22 protein-coding genes are annotated in these 23,228 nt (G+C 70.3%); 5 read left to right on the top strand and 17 right to left on the bottom strand.

The window, feature by feature from the left end; translation table 11 throughout:
* Positions 1-178: 178 nt before the first annotated feature.
* The 4 genes from ACH4SI_RS15690 (at position 179) to ACH4SI_RS15675 (ending at position 4,599) form a co-directional block, all read left to right on the top strand.
* Complete coding sequence (locus ACH4SI_RS15690) at positions 179-1,090, top strand: 5'-3' exonuclease H3TH domain-containing protein (RefSeq protein ID WP_398296554.1); 912 nt, start codon at positions 179-181, stop codon at positions 1,088-1,090.
* A 48-nt stretch (positions 1,091-1,138) separates the two neighbouring features.
* Entirely contained in the window at positions 1,139-2,017 is an 879-nt protein-coding gene (locus tag ACH4SI_RS15685; protein ID WP_398296249.1) for a siderophore-interacting protein, read from the top strand.
* A gap of 415 nt (positions 2,018-2,432) precedes the next feature.
* A complete protein-coding gene (locus ACH4SI_RS15680) occupies positions 2,433-3,224 on the top strand; it encodes an IPT/TIG domain-containing protein (RefSeq protein WP_398296248.1) in 792 nt (263 codons plus the stop codon).
* Positions 3,225-3,336: 112 nt separating this feature from the next.
* Positions 3,337-4,599 carry an IPT/TIG domain-containing protein gene (locus tag ACH4SI_RS15675; RefSeq protein ID WP_398296247.1) on the top strand — a complete coding sequence of 421 codons (1,263 nt, stop codon included), beginning with the start codon at positions 3,337-3,339 and terminating at the stop codon, positions 4,597-4,599.
* A gap of 8 nt (positions 4,600-4,607) precedes the next feature.
* Here ACH4SI_RS15675 and ACH4SI_RS15670 read toward each other — a convergent pair whose 3' ends face one another.
* The 11 genes from ACH4SI_RS15670 to ACH4SI_RS15620 all read right to left on the bottom strand — a co-directional run bounded on the left by ACH4SI_RS15670 (position 4,608) and on the right by ACH4SI_RS15620 (position 16,034).
* A complete protein-coding gene (locus tag ACH4SI_RS15670; protein ID WP_398296246.1) occupies positions 4,608-7,433 on the bottom strand; it encodes a DEAD/DEAH box helicase in 2,826 nt (941 codons plus the stop codon).
* A gap of 281 nt (positions 7,434-7,714) precedes the next feature.
* A complete protein-coding gene (tatC, locus tag ACH4SI_RS15665; RefSeq protein WP_398296245.1) occupies positions 7,715-8,680 on the bottom strand; it encodes a twin-arginine translocase subunit TatC in 966 nt (321 codons plus the stop codon).
* Between the two features lie 62 nt (positions 8,681-8,742).
* Entirely contained in the window at positions 8,743-9,033 is a 291-nt protein-coding gene (gene tatA, locus ACH4SI_RS15660) for a Sec-independent protein translocase subunit TatA (RefSeq protein WP_398296244.1), read from the bottom strand.
* 213 nt (positions 9,034-9,246) lie between these two features.
* Entirely contained in the window at positions 9,247-9,471 is a 225-nt protein-coding gene (locus ACH4SI_RS15655; protein ID WP_398296243.1) for a hypothetical protein, read from the bottom strand.
* A 30-nt stretch (positions 9,472-9,501) separates the two neighbouring features.
* Positions 9,502-9,765 carry a hypothetical protein gene (locus ACH4SI_RS15650; RefSeq protein ID WP_055553417.1) on the bottom strand — a complete coding sequence of 88 codons (264 nt, stop codon included), beginning with the start codon at positions 9,763-9,765 and terminating at the stop codon, positions 9,502-9,504.
* A gap of 26 nt (positions 9,766-9,791) precedes the next feature.
* Positions 9,792-10,751 (bottom strand): helix-turn-helix transcriptional regulator, encoded by a 960-nt coding sequence (locus ACH4SI_RS15645; protein WP_398296242.1) that lies wholly within the window; start codon positions 10,749-10,751, stop codon positions 9,792-9,794.
* A gap of 20 nt (positions 10,752-10,771) precedes the next feature.
* Positions 10,772-11,749 carry a helix-turn-helix transcriptional regulator gene (locus tag ACH4SI_RS15640; protein WP_398296240.1) on the bottom strand — a complete coding sequence of 326 codons (978 nt, stop codon included), beginning with the start codon at positions 11,747-11,749 and terminating at the stop codon, positions 10,772-10,774.
* 118 nt (positions 11,750-11,867) lie between these two features.
* Complete coding sequence (locus ACH4SI_RS15635) at positions 11,868-12,242, bottom strand: FKBP-type peptidyl-prolyl cis-trans isomerase (RefSeq protein ID WP_055553411.1); 375 nt, start codon at positions 12,240-12,242, stop codon at positions 11,868-11,870.
* Positions 12,243-12,281: 39 nt separating this feature from the next.
* On the bottom strand, positions 12,282-13,277 hold the full coding sequence (locus ACH4SI_RS15630; RefSeq protein WP_398296238.1) for an FKBP-type peptidyl-prolyl cis-trans isomerase: 996 nt from the start codon (positions 13,275-13,277) through the stop codon (positions 12,282-12,284).
* A gap of 126 nt (positions 13,278-13,403) precedes the next feature.
* Positions 13,404-14,765: a Pup--protein ligase gene (gene pafA / locus ACH4SI_RS15625; protein WP_398296237.1), complete on the bottom strand. Its 1,362-nt coding sequence runs from the start codon at positions 14,763-14,765 to the stop codon at positions 13,404-13,406.
* Between the two features lie 9 nt (positions 14,766-14,774).
* Complete coding sequence (locus tag ACH4SI_RS15620; RefSeq protein ID WP_398296236.1) at positions 14,775-16,034, bottom strand: MFS transporter; 1,260 nt, start codon at positions 16,032-16,034, stop codon at positions 14,775-14,777.
* 135 nt (positions 16,035-16,169) lie between these two features.
* Here ACH4SI_RS15620 and ACH4SI_RS15615 point away from each other — a divergent pair, with 135 nt between their 5' ends.
* Complete coding sequence (locus ACH4SI_RS15615) at positions 16,170-17,213, top strand: LacI family DNA-binding transcriptional regulator (RefSeq protein WP_398296235.1); 1,044 nt, start codon at positions 16,170-16,172, stop codon at positions 17,211-17,213.
* 61 nt (positions 17,214-17,274) lie between these two features.
* Here the strand turns inward: ACH4SI_RS15615 and prcA are convergent, their stop codons facing one another.
* From prcA to arc, 6 genes are all read right to left on the bottom strand, one after another.
* Positions 17,275-18,048 carry a proteasome subunit alpha gene (gene prcA, locus ACH4SI_RS15610; protein WP_398296234.1) on the bottom strand — a complete coding sequence of 258 codons (774 nt, stop codon included), beginning with the start codon at positions 18,046-18,048 and terminating at the stop codon, positions 17,275-17,277.
* Positions 18,049-18,102: 54 nt separating this feature from the next.
* Complete coding sequence (gene prcB / locus ACH4SI_RS15605) at positions 18,103-18,948, bottom strand: proteasome subunit beta (protein ID WP_398296233.1); 846 nt, start codon at positions 18,946-18,948, stop codon at positions 18,103-18,105.
* Positions 18,900-19,076: an endonuclease domain-containing protein gene (locus tag ACH4SI_RS15600; protein ID WP_398296232.1), complete on the bottom strand. Its 177-nt coding sequence runs from the start codon at positions 19,074-19,076 to the stop codon at positions 18,900-18,902. Before ACH4SI_RS15600 ends, prcB begins: the two co-directional genes overlap by 49 nt.
* 192 nt (positions 19,077-19,268) lie before the next feature.
* Positions 19,269-19,487 carry a ubiquitin-like protein Pup gene (locus ACH4SI_RS15595; protein ID WP_398296231.1) on the bottom strand — a complete coding sequence of 73 codons (219 nt, stop codon included), beginning with the start codon at positions 19,485-19,487 and terminating at the stop codon, positions 19,269-19,271.
* Between the two features lie 138 nt (positions 19,488-19,625).
* Positions 19,626-21,137 (bottom strand): depupylase/deamidase Dop, encoded by a 1,512-nt coding sequence (dop, locus tag ACH4SI_RS15590; RefSeq protein WP_398296230.1) that lies wholly within the window; start codon positions 21,135-21,137, stop codon positions 19,626-19,628.
* A 196-nt stretch (positions 21,138-21,333) separates the two neighbouring features.
* Complete coding sequence (arc, locus tag ACH4SI_RS15585) at positions 21,334-23,100, bottom strand: proteasome ATPase (RefSeq protein WP_398296229.1); 1,767 nt, start codon at positions 23,098-23,100, stop codon at positions 21,334-21,336.
* Positions 23,101-23,228 lie beyond the last annotated feature (128 nt).

The following is a 23,228-nucleotide window of genomic DNA, read 5'->3' as shown; positions in this document are numbered from 1 at the left end:
TGGAACAGACGACACCGGACCGTATGCCTTACGCAATAGTTGGATCACGCATCGGCTTCGCTCCGGGCGCGCACCTGCCCCGCTCCTTATGGCGTAAACCATACGGTGACCCAGCTCACATTCCCAGTCCGGCGGTGTCACTGACGTACGGCATCATCGAGGCGTGACCCGACGACTGATGCTTCTCGATACCGCTTCGTTGTACTTTCGTGCCTATTTCGGGGTGCCTGATTCGGTCAGGGCTCCCGATGGCACTCCGGTGAATGCCGTACGTGGATTGCTCGACTTCATCGCCCGGCTGGTCCAGGACCACCGGCCGGACGACCTGGTCGCCTGCATGGACTTCGACTGGCGGCCCGCGTGGCGGGTCGAGCTGATCCCCACGTACAAGGCGCACCGGGTCGCCGAGGAGGCACCGGAGGCTGCCGCGGTCGACCAGGAGGAGGTGCCGGACACCCTCTCCCCGCAGGTCCCGGTGATCGACGCGGTGCTGGACGCGATCGGCATCGCCCGGGTGGGCTCGGCGGGCTACGAGGCGGACGACGTGATCGGCACGCTCGCCGGTCGCGCTGCCGGCCCGGTCGACATCGTCACCGGCGACCGCGACCTCTACCAGCTGGTCAGCGACGAGCGCCGGGCGCGGGTGCTCTACCCGGTCAAGGGCGTCGGCACGCTGCAACTGGTGGACGAGGCCCTGCTGCGCGAGAAGTACGGGGTGGACGGCGCGGGGTACGCGGATCTGGCGCTGCTGCGCGGCGACCCGAGCGATGGTCTGCCCGGGGTTCCCGGGATCGGCGAGAAGACCGCCGCCAAGCTGCTGGCCGCCCATGGCGACCTGGCCGGGATCATGGCCGCGGTCGACGACCCCGGCTCGAAGCTGACCCCCACGCAGCGCAAGCGGCTGGACGAGGCGCGGCCGTATCTCGCGGTCGCCCCGAAGGTCGTCCGGGTAGCCTCGGACGTCCCGCTGCCCCCGTTCGACGCCGCCGTGCCGCGGGCGCCCCGCGACCCGCGCGCGGTGGACGCCCTCGCGGAGCGCTGGGGACTGGGTGGATCCCTACGCCGACTGCTCTCCACTCTTGAGAAATAAAGTGTTAGGTTAGCTTAACCTAACTGACTGTCGATCAAGGAGGCGGCCATGGCGGAACGTCCGGCCCGTAAACGTCCGGCGCCCCACCGGGCGCAGGTGGTGCGCACCGACCGGCTGACCCCGCACATGGTGCGGGTGGTGCTCGGTGGCGGCGGCCTCGCCGATTTCAGCGCCGGTGAATGGACGGATCACTACGTCAAGCTGCTGTTCCCCGCCGAGGGCGTGGCGTACCCCGAGCCGTTCGATCCGGCGCGGATCCGCGAGGAGTTCCCGCGCGAGCAGTGGCCGGTCACCCGTACGTACACGGTGCGCGCCTGGGACCCGGCGGCCCGCGAGCTGACGCTCGACTTCGTGGTCCACGGCGACGAGGGCCTGGCCGGGCCGTGGGCGGCGCGGGTGCGGCCCGGCGAGGAGATCTGGTTCCAGGGGCCGGGCGGCGCGTACGCCCCGCGCGAGGACGCCGGCTGGCATCTGCTCGCCGGCGACGAGAGCGCGCTGCCCGCGATCGCCGCCGCGCTGGAGCGGCTGACCCACCGGGCCCAGGGCGCGGACCGGGCCCCGGTGCACGCCTTCATCGAGGTCGCGGGGCCGGAGGAGGAGCACAAACTGGCGGTGCCGGACGGCGCCGAGGTGGTGTGGCTGCACCGGGGCACCGCGCCGGTCGGCGAGGCGCTGGTGGCGGCCGTCCGCGGGCTGGAGTTCCCGGCCGGCCAGGTGCACGCCTTCGTGCACGGCGAGGCGGGCTTCGTGAAGGAGATCCGCCGCCATCTGCGGCTGGAGCGCGAGGTGCCGCGCGAGTGGCTGTCCATCTCCGGCTACTGGCGGCGCGGCCACAACGAGGACGGCTGGCAGGCGTCGAAGCGGGAATGGAACCAGGAGGTGGAGGCCGAGCAGGAGGGCCGGGGCGCCGAGGAGGCCGCGGCGTAGGGCACGTACGCGCCACGCATACGGCGGGCGGGTGGACGGCTGGGGCCGCCCACCCGCCCCGCTTCTTTTTCGAGAAGTCTTCGAGAGTCTTCGAGGGGGGCGTACGACGGCAGAGAAAACCCGTTAACCGTTTTTAACCCTATTTACACATGAATTCCTGGTTGCCCCCATTCCACCTTCCGGCCCCTTCACCCGATGGGTTAAATCGGAAGCAGCGAGATTGACGGCGCTCCTCGATGGCGGCGCCGAGTCGCTTCCTCACGAAGACCCGCCCCCAGGCGCCGGCCCCGAGGCCACGGGTCTTTCACCCGCCCTTCCCGCTCGCCGGGACGCCCCTCCACGGCCACGGAGCGCGTCGGCCGTCGGCCAGCTCCCCGCGCCCCCGGCGAAGCGGCAGCATCGAAGGAGAAGGATCATGGCAACCATCACCTCCGTGGTGGACACGACCACCACCACCAACCAGGGCAAGCCCGGAGACACCGTCCAGATCAATGGCACCGCGATGGCCACCACCACCAGGGTGAACTTCGGTGCGGCAACGGTCACCCCGACCGGCGTCACCGCCACCCAGGTCACCTTCGTCGTGCCCAGCACGGCACCGTGCTCCGGCCAGGTCGCCGTCAGCGTGTCCAGCAATACTGGCGCCACCAGCAACGCACTGCCGTTCTTCGTCATCGCCGCGCCGACGACCACGGCCCTGAGCGTCAGCTGCCTGCCGGCCGCCACCGGTGGCACGGCGACACTCTTCGGCACCAACTTCCTGACCGGCACACAGGTCGGGGTGGGCACCGTCGGCAACGTCGCGGTCACCCCGACGCAGACCAACCAGGTCACCTTCACCGCCCCGGCCAACCCGGGGCAGGTCGGCGCCGTGTCGACCCAGGCGGTGACCATCACCACGGCGGGCGGCACCAGCGCGTCGGGCACCACCCTGGTCGACTACTACCTCACGCCCGCCATCACCACGGTGGCTCCCGCCACGGGCACGGCCGGGGACACCGTCACCATCACCGGAACCTCCTTCGTCGGCGTCGACACCGTCACCTTCACCGACAGTGCCGCCGCCACCGCCACCGCGGTCTTCACACCCATCAGCGGCACCCAGCTCGTCGCCACCGTGCCCGGCGGGCTCGCCACCGGCGCCGGGACCATCACGGTCCACACCTGCGGCGGGACCTCCAACGCCCAGGCCTTCACCATCACCTGACGGCCAGGGACCACCGAACGCCGACAGCGTCACCGCAACGTTCGCCCCCCGCCCTGGCCGACAGCCGCCGGCCAGGGCGCTGCCGCCGAGGTACGAGAAGGAGAACCGCGCCATGGCCCCCATCGTGACCAGCGTCAGCCCCGCCCAGGGCACCCCGGCGGGAGGCACCCCCGTCACCCTCACCGGCTCCGGCTTCACCGGCGCCACCGCGGTCAGGTTCGGCACCGGCCTGGCCACGAACGTGGCCGTCGTGAACAGCACGCAGATCACGGCCAGGACGCCCGCGGGGACCGGCACGGTCAAGGTCACGGTCACCGGGCCGGCGGGGACCAGCACCCAGAACGTGTTCTTCACCTACACCAGCGTCGCGGCTCCCGTTCTCACCACGCTCAGTCCGGCCTCCGGGCCCTCCTCCGGCGGCAATACGGTCACGATCAACGGCACCAACCTCTCCGGCGCCGCCCAGGTGCTCTTCGGCCCCAACCCCGCCACCATCCTCACGAACACGCCCACCCAGATCACCGTCACCGCCCCCGCGGGCACCGGCAGCGTGGCCGTCACCGTCATCACCCCCGGCGGCACCAGCAACGCGCTCGGCTACACCTACGCCGCCGCCCCCGCACCGTCCCTCACCAGCCTCAGCCCGGCCTCCGGACCGACCACGGGCGGCAACACGGTCACCCTGAGCGGCACCAACCTCTCTGGGGCGACCTCGGTCATGTTCGGGATCAACGCGGCGGCCATCCTCACCAACACCGCCACCCAGATCACCGTCACCGCGCCCGCCGGGCCGCCGTCCGCGGTCAACGTCACCGTCACCACACCGGGCGGCACCAGCAATCCACTGCCGTACTTCTACATCACCGCGCCGGCCGTCACCGATCTGTCCGCCCATCTCGGCCCGGCCACCGGCGGCAACACCGTCACCGTCTTCGGCAGCGGTCTCACCCTCACCAGCGCCGTCGCCTTCGGCGGAAACCCGGCCACCGCCATCAACGTGATCTCCGACAGCCAACTGACCGTCACCGCCCCGGCAGGGTCCGGCACGGTCCAGGTCACCGTCACCACGCCCGGCGGCACCAGCTCGACGGGGACCGGGAACCCGCACTACACCTATCTCGGCGCACCGGTCCTCACCGGCCTCAACTCGCCGAACGGCCTGGACACCGGGGGTGAATCGGTCGTGCTCGTCGGCAGCAACCTCACCTACACCGACTCGGTGACCTTCGGCGGCGTCCCGGCCTCGTTCGCCGCGATCTCCGACACCCAGGTCGTCGCCACCACCCCGGGCGGACCGCCCGGGGTGGTGAGCGTCATGGCCCACACCCCGGCCGGAAACAGCAACGCCCTGCCGTTCACCTACGATCCGTCCTGATCGAGCCCTCAGCCGACGGAGGAGTACGCCACGACGCCGCGCAACAGCCCGTCGACCGCCTTACGGGCGTTGCGCGCCACCGTGCCCTCCGGGGCGGCCGCCGCGATCTGGCCCAGCACGTCGATCAGCTGCTTGCACCAGCGCACGAAGTCACCTGCGGGCATGTCGACTTCCCGCAGCACCTCATCCAGCCCGTGGCCGGACGCCCAGCGGTAGGCGGCCCAGGCGAAGCCCAGGTCCGGTTCGCGCTGGCCGACCCCCTCGGCCTGGTTGATCCTGTGATCCTCCTCCAGGGCGTCCAGCCGGCCCCAGATGCGGACCATCTCGCCCAGCGCCTCCTTGGCGGCGCCGGTGGGGAGCTTGGGCGGCAGCGCGTCGTCCGCCGCCCGGGACTCGTACACCAGCGCCGAGGCGCACGCCGCCAGCTCGGCGGGCTTCAGCCCCTCCCACACGCCTTCCCGGAGGCATTCGCTGGCCAGCAGGTCCAGCTCGCCGTAGAGCCGGGCCAGCCGCTTGCCGACGTCCGTGACTTCGTCACCGCGCAGATAGTCCAGCTCGGACAGCAGGGCGCAGATCCGGTCGAAGGTGCGGGCGATGGTGTTCGTCCGCCCCTCTATGCGCCGCTCCAGCTGGCGGGTGTCGCGCAGCAGACGGTGGTAGCGCTCGCCCCAGCGGGCGTGGTCCTCGCGGTCGGAGCAGCCGTGGCAGGGGTGGGCGCGGATGGCGGCGCGCAGCCGGGCGATCTCGGTGTCGTCGGCCGCGCGTGAGCGCTCCTTGCGGTGCCGCCGCGCATCGTGGTGGCCGGCCTTGGTGCGCAGCGCGGAGGCCAGGTCCCGGCGGGACTGCGGGCTGCGCGGGTTGAACGACTTGGGGATCCGCATCCGGTCCAGCGGCTCGACCGGCACCGGGAAGTCGATCGAGGCCAGCCGCTTGACCTGGCGCTCGGCGGTGAGCACCAGCGGGCGCGGCCCGTCGTGGTGATCGAAGCCACGGTGGCCGTTGGAACGCCCAGCGGCCAGCCCCGGGTCCAGCACCAGGGCGAGCCCGGCGAACTTGCCGGTGGGCACATGGATGACATCGCCCGGACGGAGCTTCTCCAGCGCCACCGCGGCGGCCGCGCGGCGCTGCGCTGCGCCCTCCCGGGCCAGCTCGGTCTCGCGGTCCTTCAGCTCGCGGCGCAGCCGTGCGTACTCGTCGAAGTCACCGAGGTGGCAGGTCATGGAGGCGCGGTAGCCCTCGAGACCCTCCTCGTTGCGCTGCACCTGGCGGGAGATCCCGACGACCGCCTTGTCGGCCTGGAACTGGGCGAACGAGGTCTCCAGCAGCTCACGCGAGCGGTGCCGGCCGAACTGGGAGACCAGATTGACCGCCATGTTGTACGAGGGCTTGAAGGACGAGCGCAGCGGATACGTGCGCGTGCCGGCCAGGCCCGCGAGGGCGGCCGGGTCCATGGCCCGCTGCCACAGCACCACGGCGTGGCCCTCGACATCGATGCCGCGCCGCCCGGCCCGCCCGGTCAACTGGGTGTACTCACCGGGGGTGATGTCGGCGTGCTGCTCCCCGTTCCACTTGACGAGCTTCTCCAACACCACCGAGCGGGCGGGCATGTTGATGCCCAGCGCGAGGGTCTCGGTGGCGAAGACCGCCTTGACCAGGCCGCGCACGAACAGCTCCTCGACGACCTCCTTGAAGGTGGGCAGCATCCCGGCGTGGTGGGCCGCGATGCCCCGCTCCAGCCCCTCAAGCCACTCGAAATACCCCAGCACATGCAGGTCTTCGTCGAGGATGCCCGCGGTGCGCTCCTCGACTATCGCCCGCACCTGGGCGCGCGCCGCGTCGTCGTTGAGCCGCAGTCCCGCGTACAGGCACTGCTGGACGGCCGATTCGCAGCCGGCCCGGCTGAAGATGAAGGTGATGGCGGGCAACAGCCCCTCGGAGTCGAGGCGGTCGATGACCTCGGCTCTGCCCGGGGTCCAGATCCGGCTGCGCTGGCGGCGCTCGCGCTCCCGGTCCGCCTCCCGCATGTTGTTCCGCCCCCGGCGCTTGTCGCGGCCGAAGGCGGGGCGGCTGTTCTCCATCCGGGCCAGCCGGAGGAGGTCGGGATTGACCTCCCGGCGGCCGGACCGGTCACCGTCCCGCCCGCTCTTCTCCTCGAAGAGGTCGTACATCCGGCGCCCCGCCAGCACGTGCTGCCACAGCGGCACCGGGCGGTGCTCGGAGACGATCACCTCGGTGTCGCCGCGCACGGTGTCCAGCCAGTCGCCGAACTCCTCGGCGTTGGAGACCGTGGCGGACAGCGAGACGAGCGTCACCGACTCGGGGAGGTGGATGATGACCTCTTCCCAGACGGCGCCGCGGAAGCGGTCGGAGAGGTAGTGCACCTCGTCCATCACCACATAGCCGAGGCCGAGCAGCGACTGCGAGCCCGCGTAGAGCATGTTGCGCAGCACCTCGGTGGTCATGACGACCACCGGGGCCTCGGAATTGACGCTGTTGTCCCCGGTGAGCAGGCCGACCTTGTCGGCGCCGTAGCGCTTGACGAGGTCGGCGTACTTCTGGTTCGACAGCGCCTTGATGGGCGTGGTGTAGAAGCACTTGCGGCCCTGGGTGAGCGCCAGGTGGACGGCGAACTCGCCCACGATGGTCTTGCCCGAGCCGGTGGGGGCGGCGACCAGCACACCCTTGCCGGCCTCGAGAGCCTGACATGCCTCGATCTGGAACGGGTCCAGTGCGAAGGCGTACATCTCGCGGAAGGGGGCCAGCGCGGTGGCCTGCTCGGCGGCCCGGATGCGGGCCGCCGCATAGCGCTCGGCGGGAGATAGCTCGTCGGTCATCGTATGTACGAGACTACCGGCCACCTCCGACAACGCACGCGATCTTTACGGCGGGATGGGGATCCGGGGCCCCGGCGGGCCCCGGTCATCCGTCGGCGGCCCGCCTAGGGGGTGTCTTGTCGGTCAGGCCGGATCAGCGAGCGGCGTCAGGGGGCACCTCCCAGCGGTAGCTGGGGGAGGCGCTGCGTGCGACGAGCGCGGGGCCGCGAGCTGCCGCCCGCCGCGGCAGCGGCTGATGTCACAGCGGCGTCGGGAGCCCGGCATGACCGGCAAGACACCCCCTACGTGACGTCGTCGTACCCGTTGCGCCGCGCGGGGTCGTCCGCCGAGGGCAGCTCGCCCGCACCGACGCGCTCGGGCCCCTCGATGGCCTCCGGCGTCAGATCCAGGCTCGACGCCTCGTCGTCGTCCAGGCCGAAGTCGGGGTCGGCGGCCCGGCGCCGCGCCCTGCGGCGGTCGTTGAGCAGGGCGACGGCGGTCGCGCCGAAGTAGAGCACGGTGACCGGCCCGGCCAGGGCGAACATGCCGATCGGGTCGGTGCTGGGGGTGGCCACCGCGCCGAAGACCGTGATGCCCATGATCATGGCCCGCCACCAGCCGAGCATCCGGCGGCCGCTGAGGATGCCGGTGAAGTTCAGCAGGATCAGCAGCAGCGGCAGCTCGAACGCGAGACCGAAAACGACGATCATGCGGGCGAGCAGATCGAGGAAGTCGTCCAGCGGCAGGAGGTTGTTGGCCCCGCCGGGCGTGAAGTCGAGCAGGACCTTGGCGCTGGTCGGAAGGATCTTGTACGCGAAGAAGGCGCCGCCGACGAACAGCGGCACGCCGAGGCCGACGAAGAACAGCCCGTACTTCTTCTCGTTGCGGTGCAGCCCGGGCGCGAGGAACGCCCACAGCTGGTACAGCCAGACCGGGGTGGCCAGGACCAGGCCGGTGGTGAAGGAGACCTTCAGCATGATCGTGAACGGCGACAGCAGACCGTTCACGGTGAAGTACGCGCACTGCTTCGTGTCGCCGCTGTTGGTCAGCTGGGACAGCCTCGCCCCGCCGGGGCAGCCGACGGAGTCCAGGACCGGCTTCATCAGAAAGTCGACGATGTCCTTGTAGAAGAACATCGCGACGATCGTGACCACGCAGATCGCCAGGACCGACCTCACCAGCCGGTTGCGCAGCTCGCGCAGGTGGTCCGCGAGGGGCATCCGCCCCTCAGGGTCCTTCTCCTTCTTGTTGCGGGCAGACTTGAGCAACCCACGTCCTCATCTCGTGCGTCGGACGGCAGCCGTCGGCGCCGCCTTCAAGTGGCCCCGGGTCAGCGCTTGGTGGTGTCGCTCGGTTCGGCCACCGGACGGGAGCTGGTCACATCGCCCGGAGCGGCCTGGATGGTGCGGTGGTTGCCCTGGTCCTGGCCGGGGTTCGGCGGGTCCGCCGGAGCGTCCTGGTCCTGCTTGCCCTCGGACTTCATCGCCTTGGCCTCGCTCTTGAGGATGCGGGCCGACTTACCCAGCGAGCGCGCCATGTCGGGGAGCTTCTTCGCACCGAACAGCAGCAGAACAATGATCAGGATGAGGATGATCTCGGTAGCGCCGAGCCTTCCGAACATATTCGTCTACCTTCTCACCGAGACGGCTGGGGGGTGGGGCTGCCGACCGTTCGGACAGGAGTCCGGCAGCCGTGCTGTCAGCGATCGTAGCGCGCAGGGGTAAATGCAGGGCAATCCCCATGCAGACGCCTGGTTGCGGCCCTCCGCCTCGATTCCAGGGCCACGACCAGCCAGCGTACCCCGCTTGCCTGTGATGCAGCAGTGCGCCGTCGATCAGTGGCTCCGGGCAGCGCCCTCGTCCCGGCGCACCGCTCCCACCTGCGCACTCAGCGGCCCGGTGGCCCGCTCCAGGTCCTCGGCGGCCCGGGTGATCCGCGCGGAGCTGTCCGACACCTGCCGGGCCAGTCTGCGCACCTCGGCGTAGACCCGTACGGAGAGCACGGCGAGGACGGCGATTCCGCAGAAGGCGAGGGTGAGGGCGAGCATCGGCCAGAGCATGGGACGAGCCTATCGGGGCCGTCGCGGCGGTCAGACCGTGGAGTGCAGCCGCAGTGTGCGCACCCCGCCGCCGGTGAGCAGCTCCACGATCCGCTCCCCCGCGGGCTTGCGCACCGCGCTGCCGCAGTCGGGGCAGGTGAAGGAGTAGAAGGTGGTGCGGTCACTGGCCCCGATGGCCAGCCGCAGCGCACCGGCGGCCAGCTCGAACCGGCCCCGGCACTCCGGACAGGCTGCCTTGAAGATCACCGAGGTGGGATTCCCCCCAGCGGTCACTGTGTGCGTCCCTTCACTCACCGCAAGCCATCACTCACTGTCGGCCTTCACTCGCCGTAGGGCGCAAGCGCTTGCCGCGCCGCGTCCCGAGCGCTGTCCGCGAGCCCCTGCGGTGCGACGATCCGGCCGTCCCCGCCGAGCCGCAGCGCCAGCCGGCGCAAGCTACCGGGGTCGGGGGCGCGCAGCGTGATCCTGAGGCCCCCGTCGGGCAACTCCTCCGCACTGTCGTGCGGGTAGTACTCGGCGACCCAGCGCCCGCCCGGGCCGGTCTCGACGACCACCTCGGGGTCCTCGGCGCCGGTCTGCACCAGCCCGGTGGACGGGTCGGAGAGGTCGCGCAGCTCGATGGGGGGCGGGTCGGACGCCTCGTCCAGCAGCTTGATCTCCACGACCCGGTCGAGCCGGAAGGTGCGGCGGGCCTCCGACAGCCGGCACCAGGCCTCCACATAGGTGTGGCCGACGGCGAACAGCCGGATCGGGTCGACCTCGCGCTCGGTGACCTCGTCGCGCGCCGGCGAGTAGTAGCGCAGCCACAGCCTGCGGCGCTCGGAGATGGCCCGGTCGACGTCGGCGAAGACGCCGCCCTCGGACTCGAAGGTCACCGAGAGCCGGGAGCTGGCGCCCGCCACCTCGCCCGCCGCGGCCTCCAGCTTGGCGGTGGCCCGCAGCAGTGCCTCCCGGTCGCTCTCGCGAAGCCCGGGCAGGGTGGCGACGGCGCGGGCGGCGACGAGCAGCGCGGTGGCCTCGTCGGCGGCCAGCCGCAGCGGCTCGGCGACGTCGTCGGGGTTGTGCCACCAGATGCGCTCGCCGTCGGTGTCGATGTCCAGCAGGTCGCCGCCGCGGAAGCTGGTGCCGCACAGCGGCAGCACGTCGAGGTCGGCGATCAGCTCGTCCTCGCTGATGCCGAAGGCGCGGGCGACCTCGGCGACGCGGGCCCCGGGCCGCTCCCGCAGATACGTCACCAGGGACAGCATCCGGCGGGTCTGGTCAATGGCGTTTCCGGCCATGATGAAGTCGTTCCGTCCCCTCAGCCCTTGGCCACGGCGCGCAGCCGGTCGACGACGTCCGCCCGCAGCTCGTCGGGCGCCAGCACGACCACCTCCGGGCCGAACTCCACGAGCCAGGCGTCCAGTCCGTGCCCGTACGGGATCTCCAGCTCGTCCCAGCCGTCGTCCCCGGTGACGGTGGTGAGCGCCTTCGCCCGCAGCGGATAGCCGTGCCCGCTCCGCACCCTGATCCGGGCGGTGCCGGTGGCGGTCTCCCCCGCCCAGCTCTCCACGGTCTCCCGCACGGTGGAGTGGTCGGGCACCTCGGCGGTGTACGCGCCGGAGCGCAGCCGCACCTTCCCGGTGATCCGGGAGAGCCGGAAGACGCGCTCGGCGGACCGCCCCCGGTCCCACCCGGCGAGGTACCAGTGGCCGCGCCAGCACTCCAGCGTCCAGGGCTCGACCTGGCGCTGCTCGGGGCGGGCGGCGTTGGACTTGCGGTAGTCGAAGACGACCGGGCGCCGGTCGCGGCAGGCGAGCATCAGCGGCTCGAAGGCGGCCTCGTGGACCGGGATGTGCGGCTGGAGCGCGCTCTGCGGCTGGGTGTCGTACGGGTCCTCGGCGACCGGCATCCCGGCCGCGCGCAGCTTCTGCAGCGCGCCACTCGCGGCGCCCGCGAGCCGGGCCTGCTGCCAGACCTTGGCGGCGAGGCCCAGGGCGGCGGCCTCCTCGGCGTCCAGGGTGATCGGGGGGAGGCGGTTGCTGTCCCGGCGGGCGAGGTAGCCGACTTCGCCGTCGAGGCCCTCCACCGTCTCGATGACCAGACCGAGTTCGCGCAGATCGTCCTTGTCGCGCTCGAACATGCGGTTGAACGCCTCGTCACCCGCCGAGCCGGACCCGCTCGCCCCCTCGAGGTATGCCTCTATGGAGCCCCGCAACTCCCGTTTGGTCAGCGGACGCCGGGTTCCCAGCAGGCACAGCGCCAGATTCATCAGCCGCTCGGCCTTGGCAATCGCCATCGACGCCCTTTCTATTTGACCTTACGAAAGTGACCGTACCGCTCCGGGCCTGCACCGCAAAAGCCGAGGGCCCCCGCCCACAGGCAGGGACCCCCGGCGTGTGCCGCGCGTGGGGTCTTCAGACGGAGACCAGGTCACACACGAAGATCAGCGACTCGCCCGGCTTGATCCGGCCGCCGCCGGCGCCACGGTCGCCGTAGGCCAGGTGCGGCGGGATGATCAGCTGGCGGCGACCGCCGACCTTCATGCCCTGCAGGCCCTGGTCCCAGCCGGAGATGACCTGGCCGACACCGAGCTGAATCCGCAGCGGGGTGCCGCGGTTGTAGCTCGCGTCGAACTCCTCGCCGGTGGAGAAGGCCACGCCGACGTAGTGCACGGCGATGTTGTCGCCGGCCTTCGCGGCGGGCCCGTCGCCCTCCCAGATGTCCTTGATCTCCAGGTCCGCCGGCGGCTCGCCGCCCGGGAAGTCGACCTCGGGCTTGTCGATGCTCACGAAATTGCTCCTCGTTACGTTGTGGGCAACCCGCACACCCTACAGAACGGCCAGGATGTCGACGGTGAAGACCAGGGTGGAGTTGGCCGGGATGCTTTTCTGGGCCTTCTTCCCGTAGCCCAGGTCCGGGGGCACGACGATCAGCACCCGGCTGCCGGCCTTCTTGCCCGTGAGCCCCTGCGACCATCCCTTGACGACCTGCTGCAGGGAGAACTGGGCCAGCTCACCGCCCTTGTAGGTGGAGTCGAACTCCTTGCCGCCGTCCCACAGCACGCCCTTGTACTGCACCAGCAGGGCGTCCTTCGCCGTGGCCTCGGGGCCGTCGCCCTCGATGACGTACTCGGAGACGAGCTTCTTCGGCGCGTCCTTCTTGGGGATGGTGATCGTGGGGGCCTTGCCGTCGGTGTTGTCGGACACCTTGGGCACGTCGATGTTGCTCTGCGCCACCTTCTTGCCCTTGGCGGAGCTCTTGGTGTTGAAGGCGCCCTCGATGTCGATGACGAACACCAGGGTGTCCGTGCCCTTGATGCCCGCCTGCGGCTGGCCCTGCTTGCCGTACGCGTACGCCGGGGGGACGGCCAGCTCCAGCCGGCTGCCGACGGTGCGGCCCGCCAGCCCCTGGTCCCAGCCCGGCAGCACCTGACCCTTGCCGATCGGGAACGCGGCGGTCTGCTTCTTGTCGTAGGTGTTGTCCACGACCTTGCCGGTGTTCCAGATCTGGGCGAGGTAGTTCACCTGGACGTAGTCGCCCTTGGCCGTCTTCGGCCCGTCCCCCTTGATCACCGTCTTCACCGCGAGGTCGGAGGACGGCTTCCCGCTGCCCTTGGCGACCTTCGGCTTCTTGCCGAACTCCTTGCCGCCGGTGATCTCCGGGACCGGTCCGCTCACGATCTTCCCGCTGGGCGCCGGTGAAGGCGTCTGCCCGGTCGGCTCCTGGGACGGCTTGGCCTTGTCGGAACCTGACTGGTCGTCACCGCAGCCCGCGAGCGTGAGCAGGCCCGCGGGCACGGCAAGGAGTACGGAGCGTCGGCGCACGGAATCCTCGTTACGTAGATCTTGCGATGGCCAATGCGCGCCACTTTACGGCGTGACGCGGGCCCCGTCCGAGAAACGCACGGGGCCCGCGTCATACCTAAGCCGTACGCCGACTCAGGCGTCGGTCTACATACCGGCGATGAGTTTCTCCACCCGGTCGTCGACCGAACGGAACGGGTCCTTGCACAGCACGGTGCGCTGTGCCTGGTCATTGAGCTTGAGGTGCACCCAGTCCACGGTGAAGTCGCGGCGCTGCTCCTGGGCGCGGCGGATGAAGTCACCGCGCAGACGGGCGCGGGTGGTCTGCGGGGGCACCGACTTGCCCTCGAAGATCTTCAGGTCGTTGCACACCCGGGCCGCCTGGCCGCGCTTCTCCAGCAGGTAGTACAGGCCCCGGCGGCGGTGGATGTCGTGGTAGGCGAGGTCCATCTGGGCGATCCGCGGATGGGACATGGTGATGTTGTTCTTCGCCCGGTACCGCTCGATGAGCTGGTACTTCATCACCCAGTCGATCTCGGTGCCGATCCGGTCCAGCTCCTCGGTACGGATCGCCTCCAGGGTGCGACCCCACAGCTCCAGCACCCGCTCGACGGTGCCGGTGCGGATGCCCCGGCGCTCACAGAAGTCGACGGCCTTCTCGTAGTACTCCTGCTGCACCTCCAGGGCGGACGCCTCGCGCCCGCTGGCCAGCCGCACCTTGCGCTGCCCGGTGATGTCGTGGCTGACCTCGCGGATCGCCCGGATCGGGTTCTCCAGGGTCAGGTCACGCATCACCGTGCCCGCCTCGATCATGCGGAGCACCAGGTCGGTGGCGCCGACCTTGAGCAGCATCGTGGTCTCGGACATGTTGGAGTCGCCCACGATGACGTGCAGCCGCCGGTAGCGCTCGGCGTCGGCGTGCGGCTCGTCGCGGGTGTTGATGATCGGCCGGGAGCGGGTCGTCGCCGAGCTGACGCCCTCCCAGATGTGCTCGGCTCGCTGGCTGACGCAGTAGACCGCGCCACGCGGGGTCTGCAGCACCTTGCCCGCCCCGCACAGCAGCTGCCGCGTCACCAGGAACGGGATGAGAATGTCGGCGAGCCGGGAGAACTCCCCGTGCCGGGCCACCAGATAGTTCTCGTGGCAGCCGTAGGAGTTGCCCGCCGAGTCCGTGTTGTTCTTGAAGAGATAGACGTCGCCCGCGATTCCCTCCTCGTGCAGGCGGCGCTCGGCGTCGACGAGCAGACCTTCGAGAATGCGCTCGCCGGACTTGTCGTGGGTGACCAGCTCGGTCACGTTGTCGCACTCGGGTGTGGCGTATTCCGGGTGCGAACCCACGTCGAGATAGAGGCGGGCGCCGTTGCGCAGGAAGACATTGCTGCTGCGGCCCCACGAGACGACACGGCGGAAGAGGTACCGCGCCACTTCGTCAGGAGACAACCGGCGCTGTCCCCTGAATGTGCACGTGACGCCGTACTCGTTCTCCAGCCCGAAAATGCGGCGGTCCATGCCTGAACATTACGCCTGATGGCCTGCTCTGAAACCGGGTTCGGCGGCATGGCTGCGATCATTTTCCGGACGGAGGTCATCCGGCCTTCGCCGCGGCGCCTCCCCCAGGTGCCTCCGGGCCGCCAGCAGCACGGCCAGCGCGGCCACTCCGGCGGCCCCCGGGACCGCGAATCCGAGGCCCACACCGCCCAGCTCCACGGCGGGGCCCGCCCCGGCCGCGCCGACCGAACTGCCCACCACGACGGTCGTCACGAGCCAGGAGAACGCCTCGGTGACCGTCCCGACCGGGGCGTGCCGGTCGATGACGACGAAGGCGCACGCGAGCGCCGGGGCCAGGAACACCCCCGACACGCCCGCCAGGACCGTCATCGCGGGCACGCCCGGCACCAGGACGAGCGGCACATAGCCGAACGCCAGGGCCGCCACCAGCAGCCGCAGCCGCCGCTCGGGCGGACCGGCCCACGGGCGGGCGCCGTAGACCACGCCGCCGACCAGCGCGCCCGCGCCGAGCGCGGAGAGCAGATAGCTGGAGACCATGCCGCCGCCGTGCTCGTCGGCGTACGCGACGGCGTCCACCTGGATCGCGCCGAGCGCCAGCCCGACGAAGAAGAACGTGCCGAGCAGCACCAGCATCCCTGACGAGCGCAGCGCGCCCAGCCAGTGCGCCTCGCGCGGCGCGGAGCGCCACCGCCGGGACGGCGGGGACACCACGACGGACAGCGCGCCCAGGACCCCGGCCGCGTTGACGACCAGCAGCGCGGCCGCCTCGGACCACCCGGCGACCAGGAGGGTGACCAGCAGCGGGCCGACCGCGAACATCACCTCCTGGGCCACCGCGTCCAGCGCGTACGCCGCGTGCACCTGGTCGGAGCGGCGCAGGACATCCGGCCACAGGGCCCGCAGCCCGCCCTCCAACGGCGGCGTGAACAGGCCCGCGACGAGCATCGCGGCGTACGCCACCGGCAGCGGGTCGAGGCCCACGACGGCGAACAGCGTCATCCCGAGCGCGGACACCACGGCCGCCGGGAGCATCACCCACGGCTGACCCCAGCGGTCCACCGCCCGGCCCAGCAGCGGCTGCCCGACGGCGTTGGCCACCGCGTACACGGCCGAGAGCGCCCCGGCGAGCGTGTAGCTCCCGCCCTCGGCGCGGGCGAAGAGCACCACGGCGAGCGCGGCGGTGGCGTTCGGGAGCCGCCCGATCAGCGTGCCGGTGAGCAGCCGCGCCGCGTGGCGGGTGCGCAGCAGTTCTCCGTAACCGGCCGCCATGGCTGCTCCTCCTGGTGGGTAGTGGATCAGGTTTTACGTATAACGACGCGTCGTTATACGTATCATGGCGGCCTGCCCCGGGTCCACCCGTGGGCGGGCGGACGCAGTCGCAGGGACGGACGGAGCGGAGGCGGAGTGGCACACGGAACCGGACCGTCCGCGGCGGCGCGGGTCACCAGCCGGGACGTGGCGCGGCGCGCAGGGGTCTCCCAGGCGACCGTCTCCCTCGTACTCGGCGACAAGTCGCGCGGACGGGTGTCGGAGCGCACGGCGGACGCCGTACGGGCGGCGGCGCGCGAGCTGGGCTACCGGCCGAACCTGGCGGCGCGCAGCCTGCGGCTGGGCCGCACCCGGACCGTGCTGCTCGTCGTCCCGGCCCTGACCAACGAGTTCTTCGCACACGTCCACACCGGCGCCGCCCGGGTCGCCGCCGACCACGGCTTCGGGGTGGTGCTCTACCCGTCCCCCGAGGGCGTCGGCCCGGCCCGGGACCCCTTCGACTCGGCGCGGGCCTCGCTGGACGGCGTGCTCGCCTCCTCGATGGCCGCCGACGCGCTGGACGCCGTGCGCGGGGGCGGGCTGCCGCTGGTGATGCTCGACAGCGATCCCGACGACCCGGCCGCCGCCTCCACCGTCAACCTGGACATCGGCGACGGCATGCGGCAGGCGGCGGAGCATCTGCTGGGCCTGGGGCACCGCCGGATCGTCCACGTGGCGGCGGCGGTGGACTCCTGGACGTTCCGGGTGCGTGCCCGGGCCCTGGCCGGGGCGGTGCACGCGGTGCCCGGCACCGTGCTGCGCACCGAGCACGCGGCGCTGAGCGTCGAGGAGGGCCGGCGGGCGGCGCTGCGGGCGCTCGGCGGCGCGGGGCCCCGGCCCACGGCGCTGATGTGCGACGACGACATCCTGGCCGCCGGCGCGTGCAAGGCCGCCCGGCGGCTGGGGCTGCGGGTGCCGGAGGACGTGTCGGTCACCGGCGTCGACGACCTGGCGCTGGCCACGGCGGTCGAGCCGGAGCTGACCACCGTGCGGCTGCCCGCGCAGGCGGTCGGGGCGGAGGGAATGCGGGCGCTGATGGCGGTCCTGGACGGGGAACCGGCCGGGGACACGACGCTGCCCGTCGAGCTGGTCGCACGGGACTCCAGTGCCCCTCCCCCACCGGACCGGACGAATCGCTGACGCCTAAGCCGCCTGAGCCCCGGCCGGTGGCCGGCCGGGGCTCACTGCGACGGGACGGTGCCTACTCCTCGCTGTCCGAGGACTCTCCGGACTCCGTGGCTTCGCCGGACTCCGCGTCGGCGTCCGCCGAGACCTCGGCCCCCTCCAGGAGACGGGCCAGCTGACTGCCCAGGACGCGCTTGAACTTCCGGTCCTGGGGCCGCTTGCGGTCCAGGACCGCGACCTCCAGCTGCTCGGCGGTGAGGCTGCGCTCGCCGCCGCTGTTGTCCCGGGCCAGCGAATCGACGGCCAGCTTGAGGGCTTCGGCCAGCGTCATGCCGTCCTGGTGGCGCTGGTCGAGGTAGGTGCTGATCTGGTCGGCGTTGCCACCGACGGCGACCGAGCCGTGCTCGTCCACGATGGAGCCGTCGTGCGGCAGCCGGTAGATCTGGTCGTCGGCGGGGCCTTCCCCGACCTCGGCGACGATCAGCTCGACCTCGTACGGCTTCTCGGCGGCGCTGGAGAAAATCGTGCCCAGTGTCTGTGCGTAGACGTTGGCGAGCCCGCGGGCGGTGACATCGTCGCGGTCATAGGTATAGCCACGCAGATCGGCGTAGCGGACGCCGCCGATGCGCAGATTCTCGAATTCGTTGTACTTGCCGACCGCCGCGAAGGCGATCCGGTCGTAGATCTCGCTGACCTTGTGCAGGGCGCGGGACGGATTCTCGGCGACGAAGAGGATGCCGTCGGAAAATTGCAGCACTACCACGCTGCGGCCACGCGCGATGCCCTTGCGGGCGTATTCCGCGCGGTCGGCCATGGCCTGCTGGGGCGATACATAGAACGGCGTCGTCACCGGCTACCCGTCCTTTTCTGTCATTGGCGAATGCATTCCAGGTCGACCGTCCCCTCAGAGCAGGGCGGCGCGCGGCCCGTCCGGCTCCTCGAGCCGCCGCTCGTGGATGGCGCGGACGATGTCGGCCACCTCGTCCTCGGAGAACTTCTTGAAACCGTCGTCGGTGATGACCATGACGATGGGATAAATACGCCGGGCCAGATCGGGGCCACCGGTCGCCGAGTCGTCGTCCGCGGCGTCGTACAGCGCCTGGATGACGGCGGTGGCGGCCTGCTCCTCCGTCAGGTCCTCGCGGTAGAGCTTCTTGAGCGCACCGCGCGCGAACGGCGAGCCGGAGCCGATGGCCGCGAAGCCACGCTCCTCCGAACGCCCGCCGGTCACGTCGTAGGAGAAGATGCGGCCCTTCCGACGGTCGACGTCATAGCCCGCGAAGAGCGGAAGGACGGCGAGCCCCTGCATCGCCATGCCGAGATTGCCGCGGATCATGGTCGACAGCCGGTTCGCCTTGCCCTCCAGCGAGAGGACGGTGCCCTCGACCTTCTCGAAGTGCTCCAGCTCCAGCTGGAACAGCTTGACCATCTCCACGGCGATACCGGCCGTGCCCGCGATGCCGACGGCCGAGTACTCGTCCACCGGGAAGACCTTCTCGATGTCGCGCTGCGCGATGACGTTCCCCATGGTCGCGCGGCGGTCACCGGCGAGCGCGACCCCGCCGGCGAACGTCGCCGCCACGATCGTCGTGCCGTGCGGTGCCTCGATGGCACCCTGCACCGGGGGAAGCGGGCGGCTCCCCGGAAGCAGCTCGGGCTGGTGCGCACCGAGGAAGTCCATGAAGGAGGATGACCCTGGCGTCAGGAAGGCAGCTGGTAGACGCCCGGTGCTACGAGTGTTGGCTTCCACACGTTTCCTTCCAGGTATGCGGCGCCACGCCGTATGGCATCCGCTCGGTCCTTGAACTGCCCCAATGCCGCATCGCAGCTGAAGCAGGGTACGCCACGGACCCTACCCGTCCCGTGGTCGTGATCCACATGTGCTGCGGGGACGGCATCGGACGCAGCGGCACAGCACGGCAGCGGTACCGCAGCACACCATCAAGGTTGCTCCGCTTCAGCGCGAACGCCGCGCGCGGCTTGACCTCGCCGCACCGCGCACAGCGTTTCGCGTCCCGACCAAATACCATTCACCCACCCCGCTGACCTTCGATTCGAAGGCTAAACGACCTACTGGCCGCCCTTCTGAACGAAGCTCCTCACGAAATCCTCGGCGTTCTCTTCGAGCACATCATCGATTTCGTCCAGCACGGAGTCGACGTCGTCGGAGAGCTTTTCCTGTCGCTCCTTGAGATCCTCCGCGGCCTGTGCGTCCTGCGCCTGCTCCTCGACCTCCTCGGTCGTGCGCGACGCCTTCTGCTGACCGCCGCCGGTGTCCTTGGTCGCCATGTCCCTCACCCCGCTCGGTTCGCCCGCTGACTGATTCGATCGGTCTCAAGATCAGACCCTACAAGCAGGGTCCGACATCGGCCTCCCACTCGCTACAACGCGCGGAGGCCACCACGATGATTCCCGGTCGGAGACCATTTAGCCTCCGGACAGCACCCGTACCAGGTCCTCGGCCGTGCGGCAGCGGTCCAGCAGCTCCTTGACGTGGTTGCGGGTGCCGCGCAGGGGCTCCAGCGTGGGGACTCGTTGCAGTGAGTCACGACCCGGGAGGTCGAAGATCACCGAGTCCCAGGAGGCCGCGGCCACGTCGTCCGCGTACTGCTCCAGGCAGCGGCCGCGGAAGTAGGCACGGGTGTCCTCCGGGGGCTTGTTCTGGGCCCGTGCCACGTCGGAGTCGTCCAGCAGCCGCTTCATCTTGCCGCGCACCGCCAGCCGGTTGTAGAGGCCCTTCTCGGGCCGCACGTCGGCGTACTGCAGGTCCACCAGGTGGAGCCGGGCGGCGTCCCAGTCCAGGCCGTCGCGCCGGCGGTAGCCCTCGAGCAGCTCGCGCTTGGCCACCCAGTCCAGCTCGCCGGACAGGGACATCGGATCGCGCTCCAGCCGGTTGAGCACGTCCTCCCAGCGGGTCAGCACGTCCCGGGTCTGCTCGTCGGCGTCCGCACCGTAGCGGTCCTCGACGTACTTGCGGGCCAGCTCGAAGTACTCCATCTGGAGCTGTACGGCGGTCAGCGTACGGCCGCTGCGCAGCGTGATCAGGCGCTGGAGCGTCGGGTCGTGCGAGACCTGGTGCAGCGTGCGGACCGGCTGGTCGACGGCCAGGTCCACGGCGATGAAGCCGTCCTCGATCATCGACAGCACCAGCGAGGTGGTGCCGAGCTTGAGGTATGTCGACAGCTCGGAGAGGTTGGCGTCGCCGATGATCACATGCAGCCGGCGGTACTTCTCGGCGTCGGCGTGCGGCTCGTCGCGGGTGTTGATGATGGGCCGCTTGAGGGTGGTCTCCAGCCCCACCTCGACCTCGAAGTAGTCGGCCCGCTGACTGAGCTGGAAGCCGTGCTCGTGCCCGTCCTGGCCGATGCCGACGCGGCCGGCGCCCGTGACGACCTGGCGGGAGACGAAGAAGGGCGTCAGGTGGCGCACGATGTCCGAGAACGGGGTCTCCCGCTTCATCAGGTAGTTCTCGTGCGTGCCGTAGGACGCGCCCTTGTTGTCGGTGTTGTTCTTGTACAGGTGGATCGGCTGTGCGCCGGGCAGCTCGGCGGCCCGCATCGCGGCCTCGGCCATGATGCGCTCGCCCGCCTTGTCCCACAGCACCGCGTCCCGCGGGTTGGTGACCTCGGGCGCGGAGTACTCCGGGTGCGCGTGGTCGACGTAGAGCCGCGCACCGTTGGTGAGGATGACGTTGGCCAGACCGATGTCCTCGTCGGTGAGCTGGCTGGCGTCCGCGGACTCACGTGCGAGGTCGAAGCCACGGGCGTCCCGCAGCGGGTTCTCCTCCTCGAAGTCCCAGCGGGCGCGGCGCGCCCGGTGCATCGCCGCCGCGTAGGCGTTGACGACCTGGGATGAGGTGAGCATGGCATTGGCGTTGGGGTGCCCCGGGACGGAGATCCCGTACTCCGTCTCGATTCCCATTACGCGCCGTACGGTCATGCGGCCCTCCTTGCCCGGCGCAGCCCCAGGCCGGGGCCTGCGCTCAAGTACCGCTGCGCTTCCGGTCCGCAACTGGCGGAGATCATGACAGTCATTGCTCCGGTGGGGCTCGTAGGACTCATACGATGAATGCCGTCCGAAAAGCGCATCCGGCTGCGGATGCCCCGTCCAGGACATCCGCAGCCGGACAGCGGTGTTACAGGTACTGACCGGTGTTGGCCACCGTGTCGATGGAGCGTCCCGTGTCCGCACCCTGCTTTCCGGTGACCAGGGTGCGGATGAAGACGATCCGCTCACCCTTCTTACCGGAGATGCGGGCCCAGTCGTCCGGGTTGGTGGTGTTGGGCAGGTCCTCGTTCTCCTTGAACTCGTCCACGCAGGCGGCGAGCAGATGGGAGACCCGAAGGCCCTTCTGGTTGTGGTCGAGGAATGCCTTGATGGCCATCTTCTTCGCCCGGTCCACAATGTTCTGGATCATGGCGCCGGAGTTGAAGTCCTTGAAGTAGAGGACTTCCTTGTCACCATTGGCGTAGGTGACCTCCAGGAAGCGGTTTTCCTCGGATTCCGCGTACATCTGCTCGACGACCGACTGGATCATGCCGGCGACGGCCGCCTTCGCGGAGCCGCTGTGCTCGGCGAGGTCGTCCGTGTGGACCGGCAGGCTGGCTGTCAGGTACTTCGAGAAGATGTCCTTGGCGGCCTCCGCGTCCGGACGCTCGATCTTGATCTTCACGTCGAGGCGGCCGGGGCGCAGGATGGCCGGGTCGATCATGTCCTCGCGGTTCGAGGCGCCGATGACGATGACGTTCTCCAGGCCCTCGACGCCGTCGATCTCGGAGAGCAGCTGCGGGACGATGGTGTTCTCCACGTCCGAGCTGACTCCGGAGCCGCGGGTGCGGAACAGGGAGTCCATCTCGTCGAAGAAGACGATGACCGGCGTGCCCTCGCTGGCCTTCTCCCGGGCCCGCTGGAAGACCAGCCGGATGTGCCGCTCCGTCTCACCGACGTACTTGTTGAGCAGCTCGGGGCCCTTGATGTTGAGGAAGAAGCTCTTCCCCGCGGGCTTGCCGGTGACTTCGGCGACCTTCTTGGCAAGGGAGTTGGCGACGGCCTTCGCGATCAGCGTCTTGCCGCAGCCGGGCGGGCCGTACAGCAGCACGCCCTTGGGCGGCCGCAGTTCGTGCTCCTTGAACAGATCGGGGTAGAGGTACGGGAGCTCGACCGCGTCCCGGATCAGCTCGATCTGGTTTCCCAGGCCGCCGATCTTGGTGTAGTCGATGTCCGGGACCTCTTCGAGGACGAGTTCCTCGACCTCGCTCTTCGGTACGACTTCGTAGACGTAGCCGGACCGGGGCTCCAGCAGCAGGGCGTCACCGGGGCGGATGGTGGTTTCCAGCAGCGGCTCGGCGAGCCGCACCACGCGCTCCTCGTCGGTGTGCCCGATCACCAGGGCCCGCTCGCCGTCCTCAAGGACCTCCTTGAGGGTGACGATGTCCCCGGCGCGCTCGAACTCCATGGCCTCGACCACGTTGAGCGCCTCGTTGAGCATGACCTCCTGGCCCCGCCTGAGGTCATCGAGCTCGACGCTCGGGCTGACGTTCACGCGGAGTTTACGGCCTCCGGTGAAGATGTCGGCTGTGCCGTCCTCGTTCGCCTGCAGAAAGGCACCGAAACCGGCCGGAGGCTGCGCGAGCCGGTCGACCTCCTCCTTGAGGGCCACGATCTGGTCGCGGGCCTCACGGAGGGTGTTCGCGAGCCGCTCGTTCTGTGCGGAGACTCCCGCCAGATTGGTCTGCAGCTCGACGATCCGCTCTTCGAGAATCCTCGTATGACGCGGAGAGTCGGCGAGCTTGCGGCGCAGGACGGCGATTTCCTGCTCGAGATAGGCAACCTGACCGGCGGGGTCGTCAGACCCCCGCCCCGGCCGGATGCCGCGGTTGATGTCGTCGTCGTGGGCTGCCACGGTCCTCACCTCCTCCAAGGGGAGCTGGACGCTTCCTGACCCTACCTGGGCCGGTGCGGGTTGAAACCCCTAGATCACAAACCCGGTCGGCGTGTGTCCGATCTTCACCCTTGCGCACTCCCTCACGC

Source organism: Streptomyces sp. NPDC021212 (assembly GCF_044332925.1).
GTDB lineage: Bacteria > Actinomycetota > Actinomycetes > Streptomycetales > Streptomycetaceae > Streptomyces.
This window is presented reverse-complemented; position numbering and strand designations above follow the sequence as displayed.